At 71.8% G+C, this 19,853-nt stretch carries 18 protein-coding genes; 13 read left to right on the forward strand and 5 right to left on the reverse strand.

Annotated features, from left to right (window positions below):
* Positions 1-2: 2 nt before the first annotated feature.
* Positions 3-1,175 (forward strand): citrate/2-methylcitrate synthase, encoded by a 1,173-nt coding sequence (locus ACTJI1_RS05310; RefSeq protein WP_440741818.1) that lies wholly within the window; start codon positions 3-5, stop codon positions 1,173-1,175.
* A gap of 13 nt (positions 1,176-1,188) precedes the next feature.
* Here ACTJI1_RS05310 and ACTJI1_RS05315 read toward each other — a convergent pair whose 3' ends face one another.
* On the reverse strand, positions 1,189-2,739 hold the full coding sequence (locus ACTJI1_RS05315) for a bifunctional phosphatase PAP2/diacylglycerol kinase family protein (RefSeq protein WP_440741819.1): 1,551 nt from the start codon (positions 2,737-2,739) through the stop codon (positions 1,189-1,191).
* A gap of 56 nt (positions 2,740-2,795) precedes the next feature.
* Between ACTJI1_RS05315 and ACTJI1_RS05320 the strand changes: the two genes are divergently transcribed.
* Complete coding sequence (locus ACTJI1_RS05320; RefSeq protein ID WP_310129941.1) at positions 2,796-3,239, forward strand: hypothetical protein; 444 nt, start codon at positions 2,796-2,798, stop codon at positions 3,237-3,239.
* 119 nt (positions 3,240-3,358) lie between these two features.
* Entirely contained in the window at positions 3,359-4,642 is a 1,284-nt protein-coding gene (locus ACTJI1_RS05325; RefSeq protein WP_440742179.1) for an MFS transporter, read from the forward strand.
* Positions 4,643-4,663: 21 nt separating this feature from the next.
* On the opposite strand, the gene ACTJI1_RS05330 is transcribed toward ACTJI1_RS05325, so the two are convergent.
* The gene (locus tag ACTJI1_RS05330) at positions 4,664-7,156 is read right to left on the reverse strand and encodes an ATP-dependent DNA ligase (protein WP_440741820.1); all 2,493 of its coding nucleotides are present in this window, start codon (positions 7,154-7,156) and stop codon (positions 4,664-4,666) included.
* Between the two features lie 88 nt (positions 7,157-7,244).
* On the opposite strand from ACTJI1_RS05330, the gene ku reads away from it, so the two are divergent.
* On the forward strand, positions 7,245-8,204 hold the full coding sequence (ku, locus tag ACTJI1_RS05335; RefSeq protein ID WP_440741821.1) for a non-homologous end joining protein Ku: 960 nt from the start codon (positions 7,245-7,247) through the stop codon (positions 8,202-8,204).
* Positions 8,201-9,172 carry a DNA topoisomerase IB gene (locus tag ACTJI1_RS05340; RefSeq protein ID WP_440741822.1) on the forward strand — a complete coding sequence of 324 codons (972 nt, stop codon included), beginning with the start codon at positions 8,201-8,203 and terminating at the stop codon, positions 9,170-9,172. The genes ku and ACTJI1_RS05340 overlap by 4 nt, the downstream gene beginning before the upstream one ends.
* A gap of 10 nt (positions 9,173-9,182) precedes the next feature.
* Here ACTJI1_RS05340 and ACTJI1_RS05345 read toward each other — a convergent pair whose 3' ends face one another.
* Positions 9,183-10,601 (reverse strand): MFS transporter, encoded by a 1,419-nt coding sequence (locus ACTJI1_RS05345; protein ID WP_310134935.1) that lies wholly within the window; start codon positions 10,599-10,601, stop codon positions 9,183-9,185.
* 313 nt (positions 10,602-10,914) lie between these two features.
* On the opposite strand from ACTJI1_RS05345, the gene ACTJI1_RS05350 reads away from it, so the two are divergent.
* A complete protein-coding gene (locus ACTJI1_RS05350; RefSeq protein ID WP_310129933.1) occupies positions 10,915-11,826 on the forward strand; it encodes a sigma-70 family RNA polymerase sigma factor in 912 nt (303 codons plus the stop codon).
* 87 nt (positions 11,827-11,913) lie between these two features.
* On the opposite strand, the gene ACTJI1_RS05355 is transcribed toward ACTJI1_RS05350, so the two are convergent.
* A complete protein-coding gene (locus ACTJI1_RS05355) occupies positions 11,914-12,255 on the reverse strand; it encodes a DUF7882 family protein (RefSeq protein WP_310129932.1) in 342 nt (113 codons plus the stop codon).
* 92 nt (positions 12,256-12,347) lie between these two features.
* Between ACTJI1_RS05355 and ACTJI1_RS05360 the strand changes: the two genes are divergently transcribed.
* Positions 12,348-13,877, forward strand: coding sequence for an SDR family oxidoreductase (locus ACTJI1_RS05360; RefSeq protein WP_440741823.1), 1,530 nt, complete (start codon positions 12,348-12,350; stop codon positions 13,875-13,877).
* Here the strand turns inward: ACTJI1_RS05360 and ACTJI1_RS05365 are convergent.
* Entirely contained in the window at positions 13,816-14,484 is a 669-nt protein-coding gene (locus ACTJI1_RS05365) for a MarR family winged helix-turn-helix transcriptional regulator (protein WP_440741824.1), read from the reverse strand. The genes ACTJI1_RS05360 and ACTJI1_RS05365 overlap by 62 nt on opposite strands.
* 73 nt (positions 14,485-14,557) lie before the next feature.
* Here ACTJI1_RS05365 and ACTJI1_RS05370 point away from each other — a divergent pair, with 73 nt between their 5' ends.
* The 6 genes from ACTJI1_RS05370 to ACTJI1_RS05395 are packed head-to-tail and all read left to right on the forward strand — an operon-like array spanning position 14,558 to position 19,826.
* Positions 14,558-15,691 carry a polyprenyl synthetase family protein gene (locus tag ACTJI1_RS05370; protein WP_440741825.1) on the forward strand — a complete coding sequence of 378 codons (1,134 nt, stop codon included), beginning with the start codon at positions 14,558-14,560 and terminating at the stop codon, positions 15,689-15,691.
* On the forward strand, positions 15,688-16,674 hold the full coding sequence (locus ACTJI1_RS05375; RefSeq protein ID WP_440741826.1) for a phytoene/squalene synthase family protein: 987 nt from the start codon (positions 15,688-15,690) through the stop codon (positions 16,672-16,674). Before ACTJI1_RS05370 ends, ACTJI1_RS05375 begins: the two co-directional genes overlap by 4 nt.
* Complete coding sequence (gene crtI / locus ACTJI1_RS05380) at positions 16,671-18,263, forward strand: phytoene desaturase family protein (RefSeq protein ID WP_310129922.1); 1,593 nt, start codon at positions 16,671-16,673, stop codon at positions 18,261-18,263. The genes ACTJI1_RS05375 and crtI overlap by 4 nt, the downstream gene beginning before the upstream one ends.
* Positions 18,260-18,631 carry a lycopene cyclase domain-containing protein gene (locus ACTJI1_RS05385; RefSeq protein ID WP_440741827.1) on the forward strand — a complete coding sequence of 124 codons (372 nt, stop codon included), beginning with the start codon at positions 18,260-18,262 and terminating at the stop codon, positions 18,629-18,631. The genes crtI and ACTJI1_RS05385 overlap by 4 nt, the downstream gene beginning before the upstream one ends.
* On the forward strand, positions 18,628-18,951 hold the full coding sequence (locus ACTJI1_RS05390; RefSeq protein ID WP_440741828.1) for a lycopene cyclase domain-containing protein: 324 nt from the start codon (positions 18,628-18,630) through the stop codon (positions 18,949-18,951). The genes ACTJI1_RS05385 and ACTJI1_RS05390 overlap by 4 nt, the downstream gene beginning before the upstream one ends.
* The gene (locus ACTJI1_RS05395; RefSeq protein WP_440741829.1) at positions 18,915-19,826 is read left to right on the forward strand and encodes a prenyltransferase; all 912 of its coding nucleotides are present in this window, start codon (positions 18,915-18,917) and stop codon (positions 19,824-19,826) included. Before ACTJI1_RS05390 ends, ACTJI1_RS05395 begins: the two co-directional genes overlap by 37 nt.
* Positions 19,827-19,853: the final 27 nt, after the last annotated feature.

Consider the following 19,853-nt stretch of genomic DNA (forward strand, 5'->3'; position numbering starts at 1 on the left):
GTATGGACAGGATGGACGACACACTCATCGACGTTCCCCGCGGCCTCACCAACGTGGTCGCGGCGCGGACCGCGCTCGGTGACGTGCGCGGGCACGAAGGCTTCTACCACTACCGCCAGTACTCGGCGGTGGACCTGGCGCGCGAGCGCACCTTCGAGGAGGCGTGGTACCTGCTCCTGTTCGGCGAGCTCCCGACGGCCTCCGAGCTGGACGACTTCCGCGCCCGGATCGTCGCCGCTCGCCGCATCCCGGACGAGGTGCGCCCGCTGCTGCCCGCGATCGCCCGCCTCACGGCCGGCGGCGACGCGCTGGCCGGCCTGCGCATGGCGCTGACGGCGGTGGCCGCCGCGGACCGAGTGCGGCCGCTCTACGACGAGACGCCGGATGCGCGGCTGGAGGACGCCATCCGGGTCGCCGCGGTGACGCCGGTGCTGCTCGCGACCCTCCACGCGCTCGCCGACGGACGCGAACCGCTGCCGCCGAGGGACGACCTGGGTCACGTCGCCGGCTCCCTGCACCTGGTGACCGGGCGCATCCCGACCGCCCAGGAGGAGAGCGCCCTCAGCGCCTACATGACCGCCGCGATCGATCACGGCTTCAACGCCTCCACCTTCACGGCACGGGTGATCGCGTCCACCGGCGCCGACCTGACGTCGGCCGTCGGCGGGGCGCTGGGGGCGCTCGGCGGTCCGCTGCACGGCGGCGCCCCGAGCCGCGCGCTCGACACCCTCGACGAGATCGGCACGCCCGATCGCACCGACGAGTGGGTGCGCCGCACCCTCGCCGAGGGCGGACGCGTCATGGGGTTCGGCCACGCCGTGTATCGCACGGAGGACCCGCGATCGCGCATGCTCCGCGAGTTCGCCGAGGGGTTCGGCGGTCCCCGGGTGGCGTTCGCCGTCCAGGTGGAGCGGCGGGTGCAGGAGCTGCTGGCCGAGCTGAAACCGGGACGCGAGCTGCACACCAACGTCGAGTTCTACGCGGGGGTGGTGATGGAGCTGTGCGGTGTGCCCCGGTCGATGTTCACCCCGACGTTCGCCGCCGCGCGCGTCGTCGGCTGGACCGCGCACATCCTGGAGCAGGCGGCCGACGGCAAGATCCTCCGGCCGTCGTCGCGCTATACGGGTCCGGCTGCGCCGCAGCCGCTGCCCGCGCGGGTGCCGGCCGCGTCCTGACGGCGGCCCGGCCTCACGCCGGAGGCGAGTAGACCCGCAGAGCGGAGGCGCGCATCCGGAGAGTCAGTCGCTTAAGCTCGCCCGGCGTCTCGGTCGACGCCTCGCCGTCGTGCGCGTAGCCGGGGTCGTCCCCGTCGGCCTCGATGGTGATCTCCTCGACCGTCCGCGCGTCGAGCGCGGGCGGACCCTGCAGGAACGGCAGGCGCGCGACCAGCGCGTCGGCCCGTCCGCCGAAGGCGAGCGCGACGGCGCCGCGCGTGCGCGGACGGCCGCCGGCGAACAGGACGCGCACGTCGAGCAGGTGGTCGTCGAGCCTGCGCCGCTCGATGGGGGCGACGGCGACCGGGTAGTAGCGGTCCACGCCGACGAACACCGACCACACCGCGCGACGCTCCCCGTCGATCCGCACCTGCAGCGGGTCGCCGCGGCGGATCACGCGGATCGCCGCCAGCAGTGCCGCGATCGGCTTGCCGAGCCGCTTCTCGTGCTTCTCGCGCTCCTCGACGAACGACGGGTAGAGGCCGACGGACGCGGTGTTCAGCACCGTGACCTCGTGCCCGTCGCCGAACTGCAGGTCGGCGACGTCGACCTCCCGGCCGTGTCCCGCCGCGAGGGCGGAGAGGGTCGCGTCGACGCTGTCAAGCAGGGCCGCCTTGGCGAAGTGGTTGAACGTCCCGCCCGGGAAGACGAGCAGCGGGAGGTCCTCCGCCAGCGCCTGCTGCGCGACGGCGGAGACCGTCCCGTCGCCGCCGTAGGCGCCGAGCACCGTGGGCGGCCGCTCGGAGCGGAGCTCGCGGCCGATCAGCTCGGCGATGTCGTCGCCGTCCTGAAGCTCGTGGATGCGCGCCTGCGGCAGCTTCTCGCGCAGCAGCGGACCGGCCTCCGGCCGGCCGAGGCCGCGCCCGGAACCCGGGTTCACCACGACGAACACGCCCTCGCCGGTGTCGGTGGCCGGGAGGTCGACCATCCGCGCGGTGGGCGGATCACGGGGGACCGTGCGCTTGAGCGCCGGCACGGCGGCCTTGAGAGCGAGCGCCGCGCCCGCGCCGATGGCCGCGCCGCCCGCGACATCCGACAGCCAGTGCGCGCCGGTGTGCAGGCGCGAGTAGCCGACCCCCGCCGCGAGCGGCGCCAGCGCGGCGCCCGCGGCAGGCCACTCCAGTGCGACCCCGGTGGCGAAGGCGGCGGCGCTCGCGGTGTGCCCCGACGGGAAGGACGGCGAGGTCGGCGTCCGCTGCAGGCGGCGTGACACCGGGATGGACGTGAGCGCCGGGCGTTCGCCTCCGACCAGCCGCTTGCCGACCAGGTTCGCGACGAGGCTGGCGAGCCCCAGGGACGCCAGCCCGCGCGCTGCGGCACGCGGACGGCCCAGCGCGACGAGCACCGCGGCGACGGCGAACCACAGCTTCCCGTGGTTGGCCGCGCGGGTCAGCCCCCGCCAGAAGCCGTCGACCGCGGGGCCCGTCGTGCGTTCGTTCACCCGTGCGGCGACCTGCGCATCCAGGCGTCGGATGCGGGCGGGGAGCGGGATCCGAGAGCGTGCTCGGCGACGGGATGCGGCCATGCCGCCCAATCTACGCCGCGGGTCCGGGGCGCCTCCGCTGCGCTAGGATCGACGGCGTGAGCACGCACGTCATCTCCCAGCCCAACGAGCACCAGCGCGAGGTCGTCGGAAGCGACGAGCAGGGCACGCTCGTCCGCAGCCTCAGCACCACCCTGCCGACCGCGCTCGGCAACCTCCTCGCCACCCTCGTGGTGCTGGTGTCGCTGGTGGTCGGCATCTGGAGCCTGGTCGCGACGTGGACCGGCAACGCCGACTCGTTCCTCCCGTTCTTCCAGGTGACCGTCGCGGCCACCGTGGTGTCGCTCAACGCGCTCTACGCCCGCCGCACGTTCAGCTACGTGATCACGCTGATCGGCGCCATCCTCTGGCTCTGGGTCTCGGTCACGCCGTTCACCCCCTTCTTCCAGGTGCTGCTCCAGGCGATCACGGTGACGATCATGCTGGCGGGCGTGGTGCTCTCCACCGCGGCCGTCCGCCTCAGCAAGCAGCCGCGGTTCTGAGCGGGGACCCGGCGGACCGCACCGCCGACCCCTTGGCGCCGGCCGACCCGCTCGCGCCGGACGCCGACCCGAGCGCGCAGCGCGACCCGCTCGAGGCGCCGCCCGCGCGCCAGCGGCACATGGTCGACCTGTCGCCGCTGCGCGAGTCGCCCGCTTTCGCCCGGCTGTGGATCGGCGGGGCGATCTCGGGCATCGGGTCGCAGATGACGATCGTCGCAGTCGGCCTGCACATCTTCGACCTGACCCATTCGACGCTCGCCGTGTCGCTGGTGGCGCTCTTCGCCCTGGTGCCGATGATCGTGTTCGGGCTCTACGGCGGTGTGCTCGCGGACGCGTTCGACCGCCGCAAAGTGGCTCTGGTGACCGCCGTCGTCGCGTGGCTCTCGACCGCGTGCCTCGCGCTGCTCGCCTGGGCGCACATCCCGGTCGTCTGGCCGCTCTACGTGCTCACCACCATCAACGCCGTCGCCGGCGTGATGATCGGCGCGACGCGTCAGGCGATCACGCCGCGGCTGCTGCCGACGCGGCTGCTCCCGGCCGCCAGCGCGCTCGGCGGCATCAGCATGGGCGTCATGGTGACCGTCGGGCCGGCGCTCGCCGGACTGCTGGCGGCGACCGTCGGCATCCCCTGGACCTACACGGTGGATGCGGTGCTCTTCACCGCCGCGTTCCTCGGCATCTTCACGCTCCCCGCCATCGTGCCGGAGGGGGAGCGGCAGGGCGCCGGGCTCGCCTCGGTGCTCGAGGGGCTGCGCTTCCTGCGCACCGCCCCCAACCTCAGCATGACCTTCGTGCTCGACGTGATCGCCATGACCTTCGGCCAGCCGCGCGCGCTGTTCCCGGCCGTCGGCGCCCTGCTGATCGGCGGGGGACCGCTGACCGTGGGCATCCTCACCGCGGCCGGCGCCGTCGGCACGCTCCTGTCGAGCGTGTTCTCGGGCAGGCTCGGCGGGGTGCGCTGGCAGGGGCGCGCGGTCGGGCGGGCGATCATCGTCTACGGCGCGAGCATCCTCGGCTTCGGCGTGGTGCTGGCGGTCGTCGCGCTGACCGGCACGGCGGGCGGGGGAGCGTCCTTCGCAGAGGCCAACCTCCCGGCGTTGCTGGCCGCGACCGTGCTGCTCGCGGCCTCGGGCGCCGCGGACAACGTGAGCTCGATCTTCCGGATGACGATCCTCCAGGCGTCGGCGCCGGATGTGATGCGCGGCCGCCTGCAGGGCGTGTTCACGGTCGTCGTGACCGGCGGCCCGCGCCTCGGCGATCTCTACATCGGCATCCTCGCGCTCACCGGCGCGCTGTGGTTCCCGCCGCTGCTCGGAGGGCTGCTGATCGTGGTGCTCGTCGCCGTGATCGTGCGGGTGCAGGGCAGCTTCGGCCGGTACGACGCGCTGGCGCCGACCCCGTAGCGCCCGCGGGCGCCGCGGCGCTCAGCTCTCGCGCACGACCTGGTCCGGCCGCTTGTCCGGGCGCAGCCCGCGCCACGACGGCTGCCGGAGCCGGCCCGGCCCGGTCCACTCGGCGAACTCGACCTCGCCGACGATGTCCGGCCGCACCCAGTGCGCTCCGCGCGCATCCGCCGACGGCACCCCCTCCAGCGGGCTCGTCTTCCGCTCGTGGCGGGCCAGCTTCGCCGTCAGATCGTCGAGCGCGCGGTCGCTGAAGCCGGTGCCCACCTTGCCGACGTAGCGCAGGGTGTCGCCGTCCGGGATGCCGAGCAGCAGGGCGCCGATCGTGTTCGCCCGGCGGCCGTTGCCGGGCGTCCAGCCGCCGATCACGACCTCCTGCGTGAGGTGGTGCTTGATCTTGATCCAGGAGCGGGAGCGGCGCCCGGTCGCGTAGGTGCTGTCGCGGCGCTTGGCCATCACCCCTTCGAGCCCCAGCTCCTTGCTGGAGGCGACCGCGTGGGCCAGATCGCCGTCGAACGCGGGCGGCACCTGCACCGGGTCGCCACGGCCCGGCTGCAGCACCTCCCGGAGCAGCTCACGGCGTTCGTCGTACGGGTCCTTCGTGTGCGACGTCCCGTCGACCTCCAGCACGTCGAACACCATGTAGTGGGCGGGAGCCCTCGTGAGCGCGGACTGAACGTCGGCCGGCCGGGTCAGTCCCATCCGTGTCTGCAGCAGCCCGAAGTCGGGGCGCCCCTTGGGGTTGAGGGTGACGATCTCGCCGTCGAGGACGAGGTCGTGGTCGCCGGCGAGGCCGACCAGCCCGGCGAGGTCGGGGTAGGTGACCGTCACGTCGTTGCCGTTGCGCGTCGTGAGCCGCAGCTGTCCGCCGCGGATCTCCGCCACCGCCCGGATGCCGTCCCACTTCATCTCGAACGCCCACTCGTCCTCGTCCGAAATGTCGGCCGCGGAGCCCAGGGTGGCGAGCATGGGGGAGACGGGGGTGCCGGAGGGGCGCTCGGCCGCGGGCGGGCGCTTGCCGCCGCGCTCCACCTTCGCGGGCGCCTCCGCCTTCGCCGGCGTCTCCGCCTTCGCCGATGCCTCCGCCTTCGCCGGCGTCTCCGCCGCCTCCGCATCGTCGAGCTTCATCCGATGGATCAGCCAGTTCTTCTCGTCGCCCCCTTGGGCGGTGCGGATCAGGGCGAACTTCTGCGGCACCCCGCCCAGACCGCCGTCCGGCTGGCCGTGCAGCGTCGCGATGACCTCGTCGTCGCGCCACTTCTCCAGGTCGTAGTCGCCGTGGTCCCAGATGTCGACGTGCCCGGCGCCGTACTCGCCGTGCGGGATGTCCCCGGCGAAGCTCCCGTACTCCAGCGGGTGGTCCTCGGTGTGCACGGCCAGGTGGTTCTGCTTCGTGTCGGTCGGCGTGCCCTTCGGCAGCGCCCAGCTGACCAGCACCCCGTCGTTCTCGAGCCGGAAGTCCCAGTGCAGGCGGCGGGCGTGGTGCTCCTGGATGACGAACGAGCGTCCGTCGCGCGCGGCCGGCCGCTCGGCGGGCACGGGTTCCGGCGTCTTGCCCGCATCGCGCATGGAGCGGTACGTGGAGAGCCGGTCCGGTTCCGACGCGTGCGCGCCCGCGCCGTGCGCGTCGAGGTCGGCCAGGAGGTCGCCGCGGCGCTTCACGCGCTGCATGACCTCGCGGTAGTCGAGGTGCCGCAGATCCTTCGACGCGAGCTCGCGCCAGGTGCGGGGGGCCGCGACGGTCGGCTGGAACCGGCCGCGCAGCGAGTACGGCGCGATCGTCGTCTTGGCCCCGTTGTTCTGGCTCCAGTCCACGAGCACCTTGCCGGCCCGCAGCGACTTCTTCATGTCGCTCACGACGAGGTCCGGGTGGTCCGCCTCCAGCGCCCGCGCCAGCTCGTGAGCCACGGCCGAGATTCGGTCGCTGGTCTGCGAACCGTCGAGCGCTGCGTAGAGGTGGATGCCCTTGGAGCCGGAGGTCACCGGGTACGGCTCCAGCCCCATGTCGGTGAGGATGGCGCGCGCCAGGCGGGCGACCTCCGCGCAGTCCGCGAGGGTGACGCCCTCGCCGGGGTCGAGGTCGAGCACCAGGCGGTCGGGGTTGCCGCGCTCGCCGCGGCGGTCGACGCGCCACTGCGGCACGTGGATCTCGAGGGACGCGATCTGCGCGAGCCAGATCAGCGTCGCGCGGTCGTTCACCAGCGGGTAGGTGTTGGTGCTCGTCTTGTGCGTGACGGCCGCCTGCTTCACCCAGTCCGGGGTGGATGCCGGGTCCAGGTTCTTCTGGAAGAACACCTCCGCCGGGTCGTCCGGCGTCCCGACGCCGTGCACCCAGCGCTTCCGGGTGGCGATCCGGTCCCGCACGTGCGGGATCATCGCCTCGGCGACGGCGTCGTAGTACCCGAAGATGTCGGCCTTCGTCGTCCCGGTCTCGGGGTACATGACCTTGTCGAGGTTGGTCAGCTTGAGGCGGCGGCCGTCGATCTCGACGACCTCGGAGTCCTGGGCGGCCATAGCCACACGGTACGCCCGGGCCGCCCGGTTCCGGTGCATTCCCTGATCAATGCTTGAAAAGGGGCTGATCCCCGGACACGATGGGCTCATGAGGGCCATTTGGACGGGCGCCATCACCTTCGGACTCGTGAACGTCCCGGTGAAGGTGTACAGCGCAACCGAGGATCACGACGTCCCACTGCACCAGGTGCACGACGAGGACGGCGGACGCATCCGCTACCAGCGACGCTGCGAGATCGACGGCAAGGTCATCCCGTACGAGCACATCGCGAAGGCGTACGACGACGGGGAGCGGACGGTGATCCTGACCCCGGAGGACCTCGCGTCGCTCCCCTCGGAGCGCAGCCGCGAGATCGACGTGGTGGAGTTCGTGCCCAACGACCAGCTCGACCCGCTGATGTTCGACCGCAGCTACTACCTGGAGCCCGACTCCAAGTCGCTGAAGGCGTACGCCCTCCTGCGCAAGACGCTGGAGGACGAGGAGCGGACCGCGATCGTGGAGTTCGCCCTCCGCCAGAAGACGCGGCTCGCCGCACTGCGGGTGCGCGGCAACGTCCTCGTGCTGCAGACGCTCCTGTGGCACGACGAGATCCGCGAGGCGGACTTCCCGTCGCTCGACCAGACGCCGCGCATCTCCGACCGCGAGCTGCAGCTGTCCAGCGCCCTGATGGAGAGCTTCGCCGGCGACTTCGAGCCGGAGAAGTTCAGCGACGAGTACCAAGAGGAGCTCCGCAAGCTGATCGACGCGAAGCTGGAGGAGGGCGACAGCGTCGACACCGCCGCCACCTTCGGCGAGGAGGAGGAGGCGAAGAAGGGCGGCGGCGAGGTGATCGACCTGATGGAGGCGCTGCAGCGCAGCGTCGAGCGGAGCCGGTCGTCGAAGTCGTCGTCGTCGTCGAAGTCCTCGTCCTCGAAGTCGTCGTCGTCGAAGTCCGCCTCGAACGCGTCGGAGAAGAAGCCCGCCGCCCGCAAGACGTCCTCCACCTCCAGCTCCTCGACCACGACACGTAAGGCCCCGGCCAAGAAGTCTGCAAAGAAGCCCGCGTGACGCGCCTCAAGCGCAGCAACCCGTCCGGTCCCGGCTACCACCGGACGATGACGGACAAGGGGCCGGTGTACGAGGACGAAGCGGGCAACCGCATCGTCGACGAGCGCGAGCTGGAGCGCATCCGCTCGCTCGTGCTGCCGCCCGCCTGGCAGGACGTGTGGATCTCGCCCGACGCGCGCGGGCACATCCAGGCCGTCGGCACCGACCAGGCCGGACGGCGCCAGTACCGGTACCACGACGCGTGGCGCCTCAACCAGGACCGCCTCAAGTTCGAACGCGCCGCACAGCTCGCCGAGACCCTGCCGTCGGCCCGGCGCAAGGTGACGATGGACCTGCGCGAGGAGGGCTTCGGCCGCGACCGCATCCTGGCCGCCGCCTTCCGGATCATCGACCTCGGCAGCGTGCGCATCGGCAGCGAGGAGTACCTGCACGCGAACGGCAGTCGCGGGCTGACCACGCTGCTCTGCCGGCACGCCGTCATCGACGGCGACGACATCACGCTGACGTTCCCCGCCAAGTCGGCGCAGAAGTGGACGAGCACCATCCGCGATGCCGACCTCGCCGAGCTGCTGCGCCAGGTCCAGGCGCTCCGCGGTCAGCGCTCGCGGTTGCTGTCGTGGAAGGACCGCACCTGGCACACGATCCGTCCCGCCTCGCTCAACGAGTACATCCGCCGCCAGACGCGTGGCGAGTTCACCGCGAAGGACTTCCGGACGCTGCACGGCACCATCGTGGCGGCGGAAGCGCTCGCCGACCTCGGCGTGGCCGGCAGCGACTCGCAGCGGAAGAAGCGGGTCAGTGCGGCGGTGAACGAAGCCGCTGCGGCGCTCGGCAACACTCCGGCGATCGCCCGCAACAGCTACATCGACCCGCGCATCTTCGACCGTTACCGCAACGGCGAGGTCATCGACACCTCCGGCGGACGCGCTCCCGAGGCCGCCCTGCTGGAACTCCTCGCGGACGAATAGCCGACCCCGCTCAGCGCGTGGGCCGCTGGGCGGGGGTCTCCGACGAGAGCGGCGCCGCGATGTCCTCGAGCGACTTGCCTTCCGCGTCGACGCCCAGGAACAGCTCCACGAGTCCCGCGGCGATCATCAGTCCGGCGCCGATGTAGTACCCGATGGCGACCGCGTGACTCCCGCTCTCGATGAGGCGGCCGAACAGGATGGGCCCGGTGATGCCACCGATCGCGGTGCCGATCGCGTAGAAGAAGGCGATCGACATCGCGCGGGTCTCCATGGGGAAGATCTCGCTCACCGTCAGGTAGGCGCTGCTCGCGCCGGCCGACGCGAAGAAGAACACGACCATCCAGCACGCCGTCAGCCAGAAGGCGTCGAGCAGGCCCGCGTCGAACATGATCGCGGTCCCGACGAGCAGCACGCCGCTGCCCACGTACGACAGCGTGATCATGAAGCGTCGCCCGACCGAGTCGAACAGGCGACCGAGCAGCAGCGGGCCGAGGAAGTTGCCGATCGCGATCGGGACGAGAGCCCACGGGGCCACATCGTCCGGCACATGCAGCAGCTTCGTCAACACCAGCGAGTAGGTGAAGAAGACGGCGTTGTACAGGAACGCCTGGCCGATGAACAGCGACAGCCCGAGCGTGAACCGCTTCGGATACCGGGTCACGGCCGTGCGCACGATCTCCCCGAAGCCGGTCGAACGACGCTGGTGGATGGTGATGCCCTTGTCGTCCGGCACGGTCGCGAGGCGCTCGTGCGTCTGCTCCTCGATGTCGTGCTCGATGGTGCCGACCAGTTCTTCCGCATCCTCGTCGCGACCGTGGATGAACATCCACCGCGGCGACTCGGGCACGTTGCGGCGCACCAGGAGGATGACCAGACCGAGCACGGCACCGAGGCCGAACGCGATGCGCCAGCCGATGTTCGGGGGGAAGATCGCGGTGTTCAGGAGGAAGACGGTCAGCACGGCGCCGAAGGCGGTGCCGAGCCAGTACGAGCCGTTGATGGCGAGGTCGACCAGTCCGCGGCGTCGTGCCGGGATGAGCTCGTCGATCGCCGAGTTGATCGCAGCGTACTCGCCGCCGATGCCCGCCCCGGTGAAGAACCGGAACACGAAGAACATCCACGGAGTGACCGAGAAGGCCGTCAGCACCGTCGCCAGCAGGTAGAGCCCGAGGGTCAGGATGAACAGCTTCTTCCGGCCGAAGCGGTCGGTCAGGTAGCCGAACACCAGCGCGCCCGTACAGGCGCCGGCCACGTAGATGGCCGCGGCCAGACCGACTTGGGCGGTGGTGAGCCCGAGGCCGCTGTCCGGCTCGGTGAGCCGGCTGCCGATGGCTCCGACGATGGTGACCTCGAGACCGTCGAGGATCCAGACGGTGCCGAGGCCGACGACGACGAGCCAGTGGAACTTCGACCACGGGAGGCGGTCCAGCCGCGCCGGGATGGTCGTGCGGATCGTCTTCAGCGACGATGCGCTCTGCGATGAGGAAGAAGTCTGCGCACTCACTCGGCAGACTGTATTGGGCCTGTGCGTCGCCCCATAGAGCCTTGACAAACGCGGTTTTGTGCGCTTTACGAACGGCTAGCCTACGCGATGCGCAACTGTCAACCCCTTGTTGGGAGGAGGGGGGCATTGCTTATCGTGGCTAACGACCGGGAGGACTCCACAAGAGCCCGAACGGACACCCGAACTGAGAGCACCAACGGCTGTGCCCGTGAGTACACGGGCTGAATGGGATGACACGATGACGACGCTCGAAGTGACCAACGACCCGGTACGCGATTACCTGAACGCGATCGGCCGCACCCGCCTCCTGACCGCCGACGAGGAAGTCGCGCTGGCCAAGCGGATCGAGGTGGGAGTGCTGGCCGGGGAGCGCCTGGCGGTCCGCCCCGGACTGACGCCCCGCGAGAAGCGCGAACTGCAGTACCTCGCCGACGACGGCAAGCGTGCGTTCGAGCGCTTCATCGAGGCCAACCTGCGCCTGGTGGTCAGCATCGCCAAGCGCTACGCCGGCCGCGGGCTGCCGGTGATGGACCTGATCCAGGAGGGCAACCTCGGCCTGGTGCGCGCGGTCGAGAAGTTCGACTACCGCACCGGAAACAAGTTCTCCACGTACGCCACCTGGTGGATCCGCCAGTCCATCCTGCGCGGCATCGCCGACACGGCCCGCCTGATCCGCATCCCGGTGCACACCGTGGAGAAGATCGACAAGCTGGACCGCATCCGCCGCGACCTCGGCGGAGAGCTCGGCCGCACGCCCACCCTGGAGGAGATGGCCGAGGCGTCGAACCTCGACCCCGCCGAGGTGCACAAGCTGCAGATGAGCGACTCCGAGACGGTCTCGCTGGCCGTGCCGGTCGGCGAGAACGAGGGCGCCGAGCTCGGCGACCTGATCGAGGACGACGACTTCCCGGGCCCGCCGGAGGCCGTCGAGGTGGAGTTCCGCCACCGCGACCTCGAGGAGCGCCTCCGCGAGCTGCCGCCCCGCGACGCCAAGGTGGTGCGCATGCGCTTCGGCCTCGACGGCCAGAAGCCGATGACGCTCGACGAGGTGGGCGAGGTCTACGGCATCACCCGCGAGCGCGTCCGCCAGCTGGAGACACGCAGCCTCAAGCGCCTGCGCTGCCCGGAGCTGCTGGAGTACCTCCGCTGACACCGGAAGGCTGACGACCGGGAAGGCCCCGCACCGAACGGTGCGGGGCCTTCCTCTGTTCGCGGTCGTCTCGGGATGCGGCAGCGGTCAGCGGCCGACGCCGGAGTCCGCATCCACCTCGTCGGCGCCGAGCGCTCCGATCTCCTCGGTCAGCTGCAGGCCCTGCGAGCTGTTCGACGACAGCGTCAGCTGCTCGAGCCACGCCTTGTTGATGCGCGGCGGGCGGCCTCCGCTGTAGCGGAACAGCAGGGGGATGGCCGGGTCGATCCAGATGGCGCTGCGGCCGTCGCCCACGCTCTGCTCGTCGCGCCAGGAGAAGAAGAACCCCTCCTTGCGACGAAGCTTCAGCCCGATCACGATCTGCAGGTGCGCCAGGACCCGGTCTTCGAAACCGATCTCGGTGGTCCCGCCGTAGATGAGCTTGCCCATGACGAAAAACGTACCTGACGTTCAGGGAATCCCCGTACCGGCGTTCGCTGCGCGAACACCGTTTCACCGGGAGGCGGGCGTAGGGTACGGCCATGTCTCCCTCACGCGTCCTGGTCACCGGTGCGACCGGCTACATCGGCGGGCGGCTCGTGCCCCGGCTGCTGGCCCGCGGCCACACGGTGAGGGTGCTGGCGCGCTCGCCGCAGAAGCTGACCGACGTGCCCTGGGCGGGCGACGTGGAGGTCGTCGAGGGCGACCTGCACGACCCTGCCGCCGTCGAACGGGTGGTGGCGGACGTCGACGTCGTCTACTACCTCGTGCACTCGATGCGGGCGCGTGGCGACTTCGACGAGGAGGAGGCGGACGCCGCGCGGACCGTCGCCGGGGCGGCCCGCGCCGCCGGGGTCCGGCGGATCGTGTACCTCGGCGCGCTGCATCCCGACGGCGAGCTCTCGCGTCACCTGCGCTCCCGCGTCGCCGTGGGACGCATCCTGCTCGACTCCGGAGTGCCGACGATCGTGCTGCAGGCCGGCGTGGTGATCGGTTCCGGGTCGGCGTCGTTCGAGATGATCCGGCACCTCACCGAGGTGCTGCCCTACATGCCGGCGCCGCGCTGGGTGCGCAACCGCATCCAGCCGATCGCCATCCGCGACGTGCTGCACTACCTCCTCGCCGCCGCCGACCTGCCCCCGGAGGTGTCGCGCGCCTTCGACATCGGCGGCCCCGACATCCTGCGCTACGGGCAGATGATGAACGCCTACGCCTTGGAGGCGGGCCTTCCGCAGCGTCCGATCGCCTCCCTCCCGGTGTTCACCCCGTGGCTGGCGTCGCAGTGGGTGAACCTGGTGACACCCATCCCGCGCAGCCTGGCCGTGCCGATCATCGAGTCGCTGCAGTACGACTGCGTGATGCGCGACCACGACATCGACGCGGTCATCCCGCCGCCGCCCGAGGGGCTGACCGGCTACCGGCGATCGGTCCGGCTCGCTCTGGCGCGGGAGCGCTCCGGCGACGTGGAGACCAGCTGGCAGGACGCCTCGGTCGCCGGCGCCCCCAGCGACCCGCTGCCGAGCGACCCGGACTGGTCGGGGCACACGGTGTACACCGACCTGCGCGAGCGCGACTCCACGGCCGACGCCCAGCTGCTGTGGCGGGTGGTGGAGGGCATCGGCGGCGAACGCGGCTGGTACTCCTTCCCGCTCGCCTGGGCGCTGCGCGGCTGGGCGGACAAGCTGGTCGGCGGCGTCGGGCTCCGCCGCGGGCGGCGCGACGCCGACCACCTCAACACCGGCGACGCCCTCGACTGGTGGCGCGTGGAGCGGATCGAACGGGGGAGGAGCCTGCGGCTGCGCGCCGAGATGCGGGTGCCCGGGCGCGCGTGGCTCGAACTGTCGGTGCGGCCGCGGGAGGGCGGCGGCTCGGAGTACCGCCAGCGCGCGGTGTTCTTCCCGCGCGGGCTCTCCGGCCGGCTCTACTGGTTCGCGATCCTGCCGTTCCACGGGATCGTGTTCAACGGGATGGCCAACCGCATCGTCTACGAGGCGGAGCACCCGAGGGCGGCTAGCCGCGTGACGCGTCCGGAGCCGTCTCCGCGGCCGGAAGAGCGGTCGGCTCCGGGGTAGCCGGGAGCGGCTGCTCCTGCAGCGGCTCCGCCGCCAGTGGTTCCGCCGCCTGGGCCAGCGTCGTCGCGCTGAGGTCTTGGAGGAAGCGGGTGACGGTCTCGCGGTCCTTCGGGCTGAGCGAGCGCACCACCTCGAAGCGGCGGGCGTGCTGCAGTCCCATGGTCCGGCGCACCTCGCGGTGCGTCTCCGGCGTGATCTCGACGGTGACCGCGCGGCGGTCGGTCGGGTGCGGCCGGCGCTCGACGTGCCCGGCCCGCTCCAGTCGGTCCAGCAGCTTCGTCGTGGATGCGGTGGAGATGTGGAGGTGGTCGGACAGCGCTCCGGCAGTCACGGGCACCCCGCTGTTCATCGACGCGATGATGTAGCGCAGCGCCCGCATGTCGGTCTCGTTGAGCTTCATGTGCGTGCGGGAGGCGAAACTCAGCCGCTGGTCGGCGTCGCGCCACTCGCGCATCGCGGCGAGCAGCCGCACGATCTGCGCCAGCTCCTCCTCGCTGAGGTCGTCGTGCCGGACGAGCTCCTGGCGTGGGTCGATGATCCGGGGGTCGGTGAGGGATGCGGAGATGCGTCGAGCGTCGCTGTGCGCGTCGTCCCTGGCCGGAGTCATGCCGACATCCTATTCCTGAATGTAAGAAGCGTGCTAAGTTATTTGCTACCCAAGCTAGACAAGGGAGCCCGGCATGACACAGCTGCACCCCGAAACACGGACTCCCGTCGAGCGCGGCCTGGCCCGCGAGGCGCGGACTCCCGCCGCGGCATCGACCATCGACGCGGCGCTCGCCGAGGTCGAATCCCGGCTCTCCGGCTTCTTCGCCGCCCGCATCTCGTCCGCCGCCGCGTACGCGCCCGCGTACCGCACCCTGTGGGAGAGCGCGCGCGACGCGGCCGACGGCGGCAAGCGCATCCGCCCCCGCTTCGTGCTCACCGCCTTCCGCGGACTCGGCGGCACCGACGACGACGCGGCCTGCACCGCCGCGGTCGCCTACGAACTGCTGCACACCGCCTTCCTGCTGCACGACGACGTCATCGACGGCGACACCATGCGTCGCGGGCGCCCCAACGTCGTCGGCGCGTTCGCCTCCGACGCCACGTCGCGCGGCGTGGAATCCGTCCGTGCCCGCCGCTGGGGCGAGGCCGGCGCCATCCTCGCCGGAGACCTGCTGCTGCACGCCGCCGCCTCGGTTCTCGCGCGCGTCGACGCCGACGAGTGGACGCGGGAGCGGCTGCTCGAGATCCTCGACCACGGCGTCTTCGTCACCGCGGCCGGCGAGCTGGCCGACGTGGCGCTCGCCGAGCGGATGGGGCCGGAGTCGCCGTCGCTGGACGACGTGCTGGCCATGACCGAGCACAAGACGGCCGCCTACTCCGTCGCCGGACCGCTCATGACCGGCGCGCTCCTGGCCGGCGGCGGCGAGGACCTCCTGGCGCCGCTCGCCGAGTACGGCCGCCTGGTCGGCATCGCCTTCCAGCTCGGCGACGACCTGCTCGGCGTCTTCGGCAGCGAGGACGTGACCGGCAAGAGCATCGTCAGCGACCTGCGCCAGGGCAAGGAGACCTCGCTCATCGCATTCGCGCGCGGCACAGCCCGCTGGGAGGACGTCACCCCGTCGCTCGGCCGCTCCGATCTCGCCCCGCACGAGGCCGCGCGTCTGGCGTCCGTGCTCGAGGAGTGCGGCGCCCGGGCGTTCGTCGAGCGCCTGCTGGCCGACCACGTCGACCGCGCCATCGCGCTGCTGCAGAGCCCGTCCATCCCGGCCTCGCTATCGCAACCCCTGACCGACGTGGCACGCTCGTGTATCGGGAGGATCGCATGACTCGCGCACCGGAAGCCCCGGCGGGCACACCGCCGACCGACCTCACCACCTACACCGGTGCGGCGCACGCCGGTGCGGCCACCATCATCCACGCGTACTCGACCTCGTTCGGGATGGCCACCCGACTGCTCTCGCAGCGCATCCGCCCGCAGGTCGAGGACGTCTACGCCCTCGTCCGGGTCGCCGACGAGATCGTCGACGGCGCCGCGGCCGAGGCGGGCCTCAGCGTCGACGACCAGCGCGAGCTGCTCGACGCCCTGGAGGCGGACACCGAGCGGGCGATGCGCACCGGTTACAGCGCCAACGTCGTGGTCCATTCGTTCGCCGTCACCGCCCGTGCGTCGGGCATCGGGGTCGACCTCACCCGTCCGTTCTTCGCCTCCATGCGCCGCGACCTCAGCCCGGTCGACTTCAGCGCGGACGAGTTGCGCGACTACGTCTACGGCTCTGCCGAGGTCATCGGGCTGATGTGCCTCAAGGTGTTCCTCGCCGACGCGCCGGTCCCGGACGACGTGCGGCTCCGGCTCGAGGCGGGTGCCCGGCGGTTGGGCGCGGCCTTCCAGAAGATCAACTTCCTGCGCGACCTCGCGGTCGACTGGTCGGAGCTCGGGCGCAGCTACTTCCCGGGCATCGACCCCGCACGCCTGACCGAGCGGCAGAAGCTGGCGCTGGTCGTGGACATCGACTGCGACCTCGGGGCCGCCGCCGACGTCATCCCGGAGCTGCCGGGCAACTGCCGGCGCGCGATCACGGCGGCGCACGGCCTGTTCTCCGAGCTGAGCGACCGCATCCGCGCGACGCCCGCGCCCGAGCTGCTCACCCGCCGGGTGAGCGTGCCGACGCGGGTCAAGCTGGCCATCCTCGCCCGCGCCACCGCGGCCGCCGCCGTGCCGCGCGGTTCCGCGTCGGCGGGACGCGTCGCCGCCATCGTCCCCGCCTCGGCCGCCCGGCCGGAGGCGCACGACGCCGGGCCGACATCATGACCGGGCAGCGCGTCGTCGTCGTCGGCGGCGGCATCGCCGGCCTCGCGACCGCGGCGCTGCTCGCGCGCGAGGGCTACGCCGTCACCATGCTGGAGCAGAACCGCACGCTGGGTGGACGCGCGGGGTCCTGGGAGCACGACGGCTTCCGCTTCGACACAGGGCCCTCCTGGTACCTGATGCCGGAGGTCTTCGACCACTTCTTCCGGCTGATGGGCACCTCGACCGCCGAGCAGCTCGACCTGGTCACGCTCGACCCCGGATATCGCGTCTTCTCCGAGGACGGCCGCCCTCCGCTCGACATCCGCGCCGACGGCGTGGCCAACCGCGCCGTGTTCGAGAACGAGGAGCCGGGGGCCGCCGCGGCGCTCGACCGCTACCTGGCGGGCGCCGAGGACACGTACCGGATGGCGGTCGACCGCTTCCTCTACTCGACCTTCGCGGACCTGCGCCCGCTGTTCGCCCCCGACCTGCTCCGCCGGCTCCCGCGCCTGGCCCGGCTGCTGCTGGAGCCGCTCGACCGCTACGCGGCGGGCTTCGTCCAGGACAACCGCCTCCGCCAGGTGCTCGGCTACCCGGCCGTCTTCCTGGGCACGTCGCCCGGCAAGGCGCCGAGCATGTACCACCTCATGAGCCACCTCGACCTCGACGACGGCGTCCGCTACCCGCTGGGCGGGTTCACCGAGCTGATCGACCGGATCGCGGCACTCGCCGAGGAGGCCGGCGCCCGAATCGTCACGGGTGCGCGGGTCACGGCCATCCGCACCGCGCAGGACGGCAAGCGGGCGCACGCCCGCGGCGTGGACTACCGGGATGCGGCGGGCGCGCAGCACACGCTCGACGCCGACATCGTCGTCTCCGCCGCCGACCTGCACCACACCGAGACCCAGCTGCTCCCGCCGTCGCTGCGGACGCATCCGGAGAACGCGTGGGAGCGGCGCGACCCGGGCCCCGGCGTCGTGCTCGCGTACCTCGGCGTGCGCGGTCGGCTGCCGCAGCTGACGCACCACAACCTGTTCTTCACCACCGACTGGGAGGCCAACTTCCAGACGATCTACGGCCCCGACCCGGGCATCCCGGACCCGGCGTCCCTGTACGTCTGCATGCCGAGCGAGACCGACCCGGAGGTCGCCCCGGAGGGGTACGAGAACCTGTTCGTGCTCATCCCGGTTCCCGCCGACGTGTCGCTCGGCGCGGGCGGGATGGACGGTGCGGGCGACCGGGCGATCGAACGGGCCGCGGATGCAGCCATCCGGCAGATCTCCGCGTGGGCGGGCATCCCGGACCTCGCCGACCGCATCGTGCTGCGCCGCACCGTGGGCCCGGAGGACTTCGCCTCCGAGTTCAACGCGTGGCGCGGCGGCGCCCTCGGGCCCGCGCACACGCTCCGCCAGAGCGCCTTCTTCCGGCCCGGCAACGCCTCGAAGAAGGTCGACGGGCTGCTGTACGCCGGGTGCTCGACCATCCCCGGCATCGGCCTGCCGATGTGCCTGATCAGCGCGGAGCTCGTGGTCAAGCGGCTCCGCGGGGACGGCAGCGGCGGCCCGCTGCCCGAGCCGCTCCCGACGCCCCAGGCGGAGCGCGTGTCGTGAGCATCGTCTACCTGGCGTGCCTCCTGGTCGCGCTGGGGGCGATGGTGCTGCTCGACGCGCGGTTCCGGCTGGTGTTCTGGCGGGATGCGCGGCGCGCGACGATCGTGCTGGCGCTGGGCCTGGTGTTCTTCCTGGCGTGGGATGTCGCGGGCATCGCCCTCGGCGTGTTCGCACGCGGCGGCTCCCGGTTCATGACCGGCATCGTCGTGGCGCCCGAGCTGCCGCTCGAGGAGGTCTTCTTCCTGCTCTTGCTCTGCTATCTGACGCTCGTGCTGATCTTCGGCGTCCGCCGGCTGCTCGACCGGCCCGCGCCCGGGAGCACCGACGCCGTCGACGCGTCGCCCGTCCGGCGGGGGAGCGGCGGATGACCTACCTCCTGCTCAGCCTGGTCTTCCTCCTCGTAGCGGTGGCCGTGCTGGCCGTCGCGCTCGCCCTGGCGCCGGACCGCGCCCGGCTGGTGCGCCGCTGGTGGGCGCCGGTCGTCCTGGCGGGCGTCGTCGTGCTGGTGCTGACCGCCGTCTTCGATAACGTCATGATCGTGGCCGGATTCATGACCTACGCGGATGCGCAGATCGCCGGCGTGAAGCTGGGGCTCGTCCCGGTGGAGGACTTCTCGTACCCGCTGGCAGCGCTTCTCCTGCTGCCCGCGCTGTGGCTGCTCACCCGCCGACGCGGGAGCAGGTCGTGACCGACGTGGCTCCGGCCCCGTTCCGGCAGCTGCTGCTGGTCTCGCGCCCGCTCAGCTGGATCAACACGGCCTTCCCGTTCGCCGCCGCGTACCTGCTGACGACCGGCCGGATCGATGTCACCTTCGTCGTCGGCACGGTGTTCTTCCTCATCCCGTACAACCTGGCGATGTACGGGATCAACGACGTGTTCGACTACGAGTCCGACCTGCGCAACCCGCGCAAGGGCGGCGCGGAGGGCGCGCTGCTCGACCGCTCCTCCCACCGGAGGACGCTGATCGCCGCCGTGGTCACCACGGTCCCGTTCGTGATCTACCTCGTCGCCGTCGGGTCGCCGCTCTCCTGGCTGGTGCTCGCCGTCTCCCTGTTCGCCGTCGTCGCGTACTCGGTGAAGGGTCTGCGGTTCAAGGAGATCCCGTTCCTCGACTCGGTGACCTCCAGCACCCACTTCGTGAGCCCCGCGCTGTACGGCCTGGTGCTCGCCGGCGCCGTGTTCACGCCCGGCCTGTGGCTGGTGCTGCTCGCGTTCTTCCTGTGGGGGATCGGCAGCCACGCCTTCGGTGCGGTCCAGGATGTCGTCCCCGACCGGGAGGGCGGCATCTCGTCCGTCGCGACCGCCATCGGAGCGGCGGCGACGGTCCGGCTGGCGATCGCCGCCTGGGCGCTCGCGGGCGTCGCGATGCTGTTCACGCCGTGGCCGGGCCCGCTGGCCGCGGTGCTCGCCCTGCCCTACATCGCGACGGCCGCCCCGTTCTGGTCGGTTCCGGACGAGCGGGCGAGCGAGGCGAACCGCGGCTGGCGGCGCTTCCTCTGGATCAACTACGCCTGCGGGTTCCTCGTCACGCTGCTGCTCATCCTGTACGCGTCGCTGCGCTGACCCGGTCCGGGATGCGCGCGCCGCTGC

This window comes from Leifsonia sp. 22587, from assembly GCF_052044215.1.
Taxonomy (GTDB): domain Bacteria; phylum Actinomycetota; class Actinomycetes; order Actinomycetales; family Microbacteriaceae; genus Leifsonia; species Leifsonia shinshuensis_C.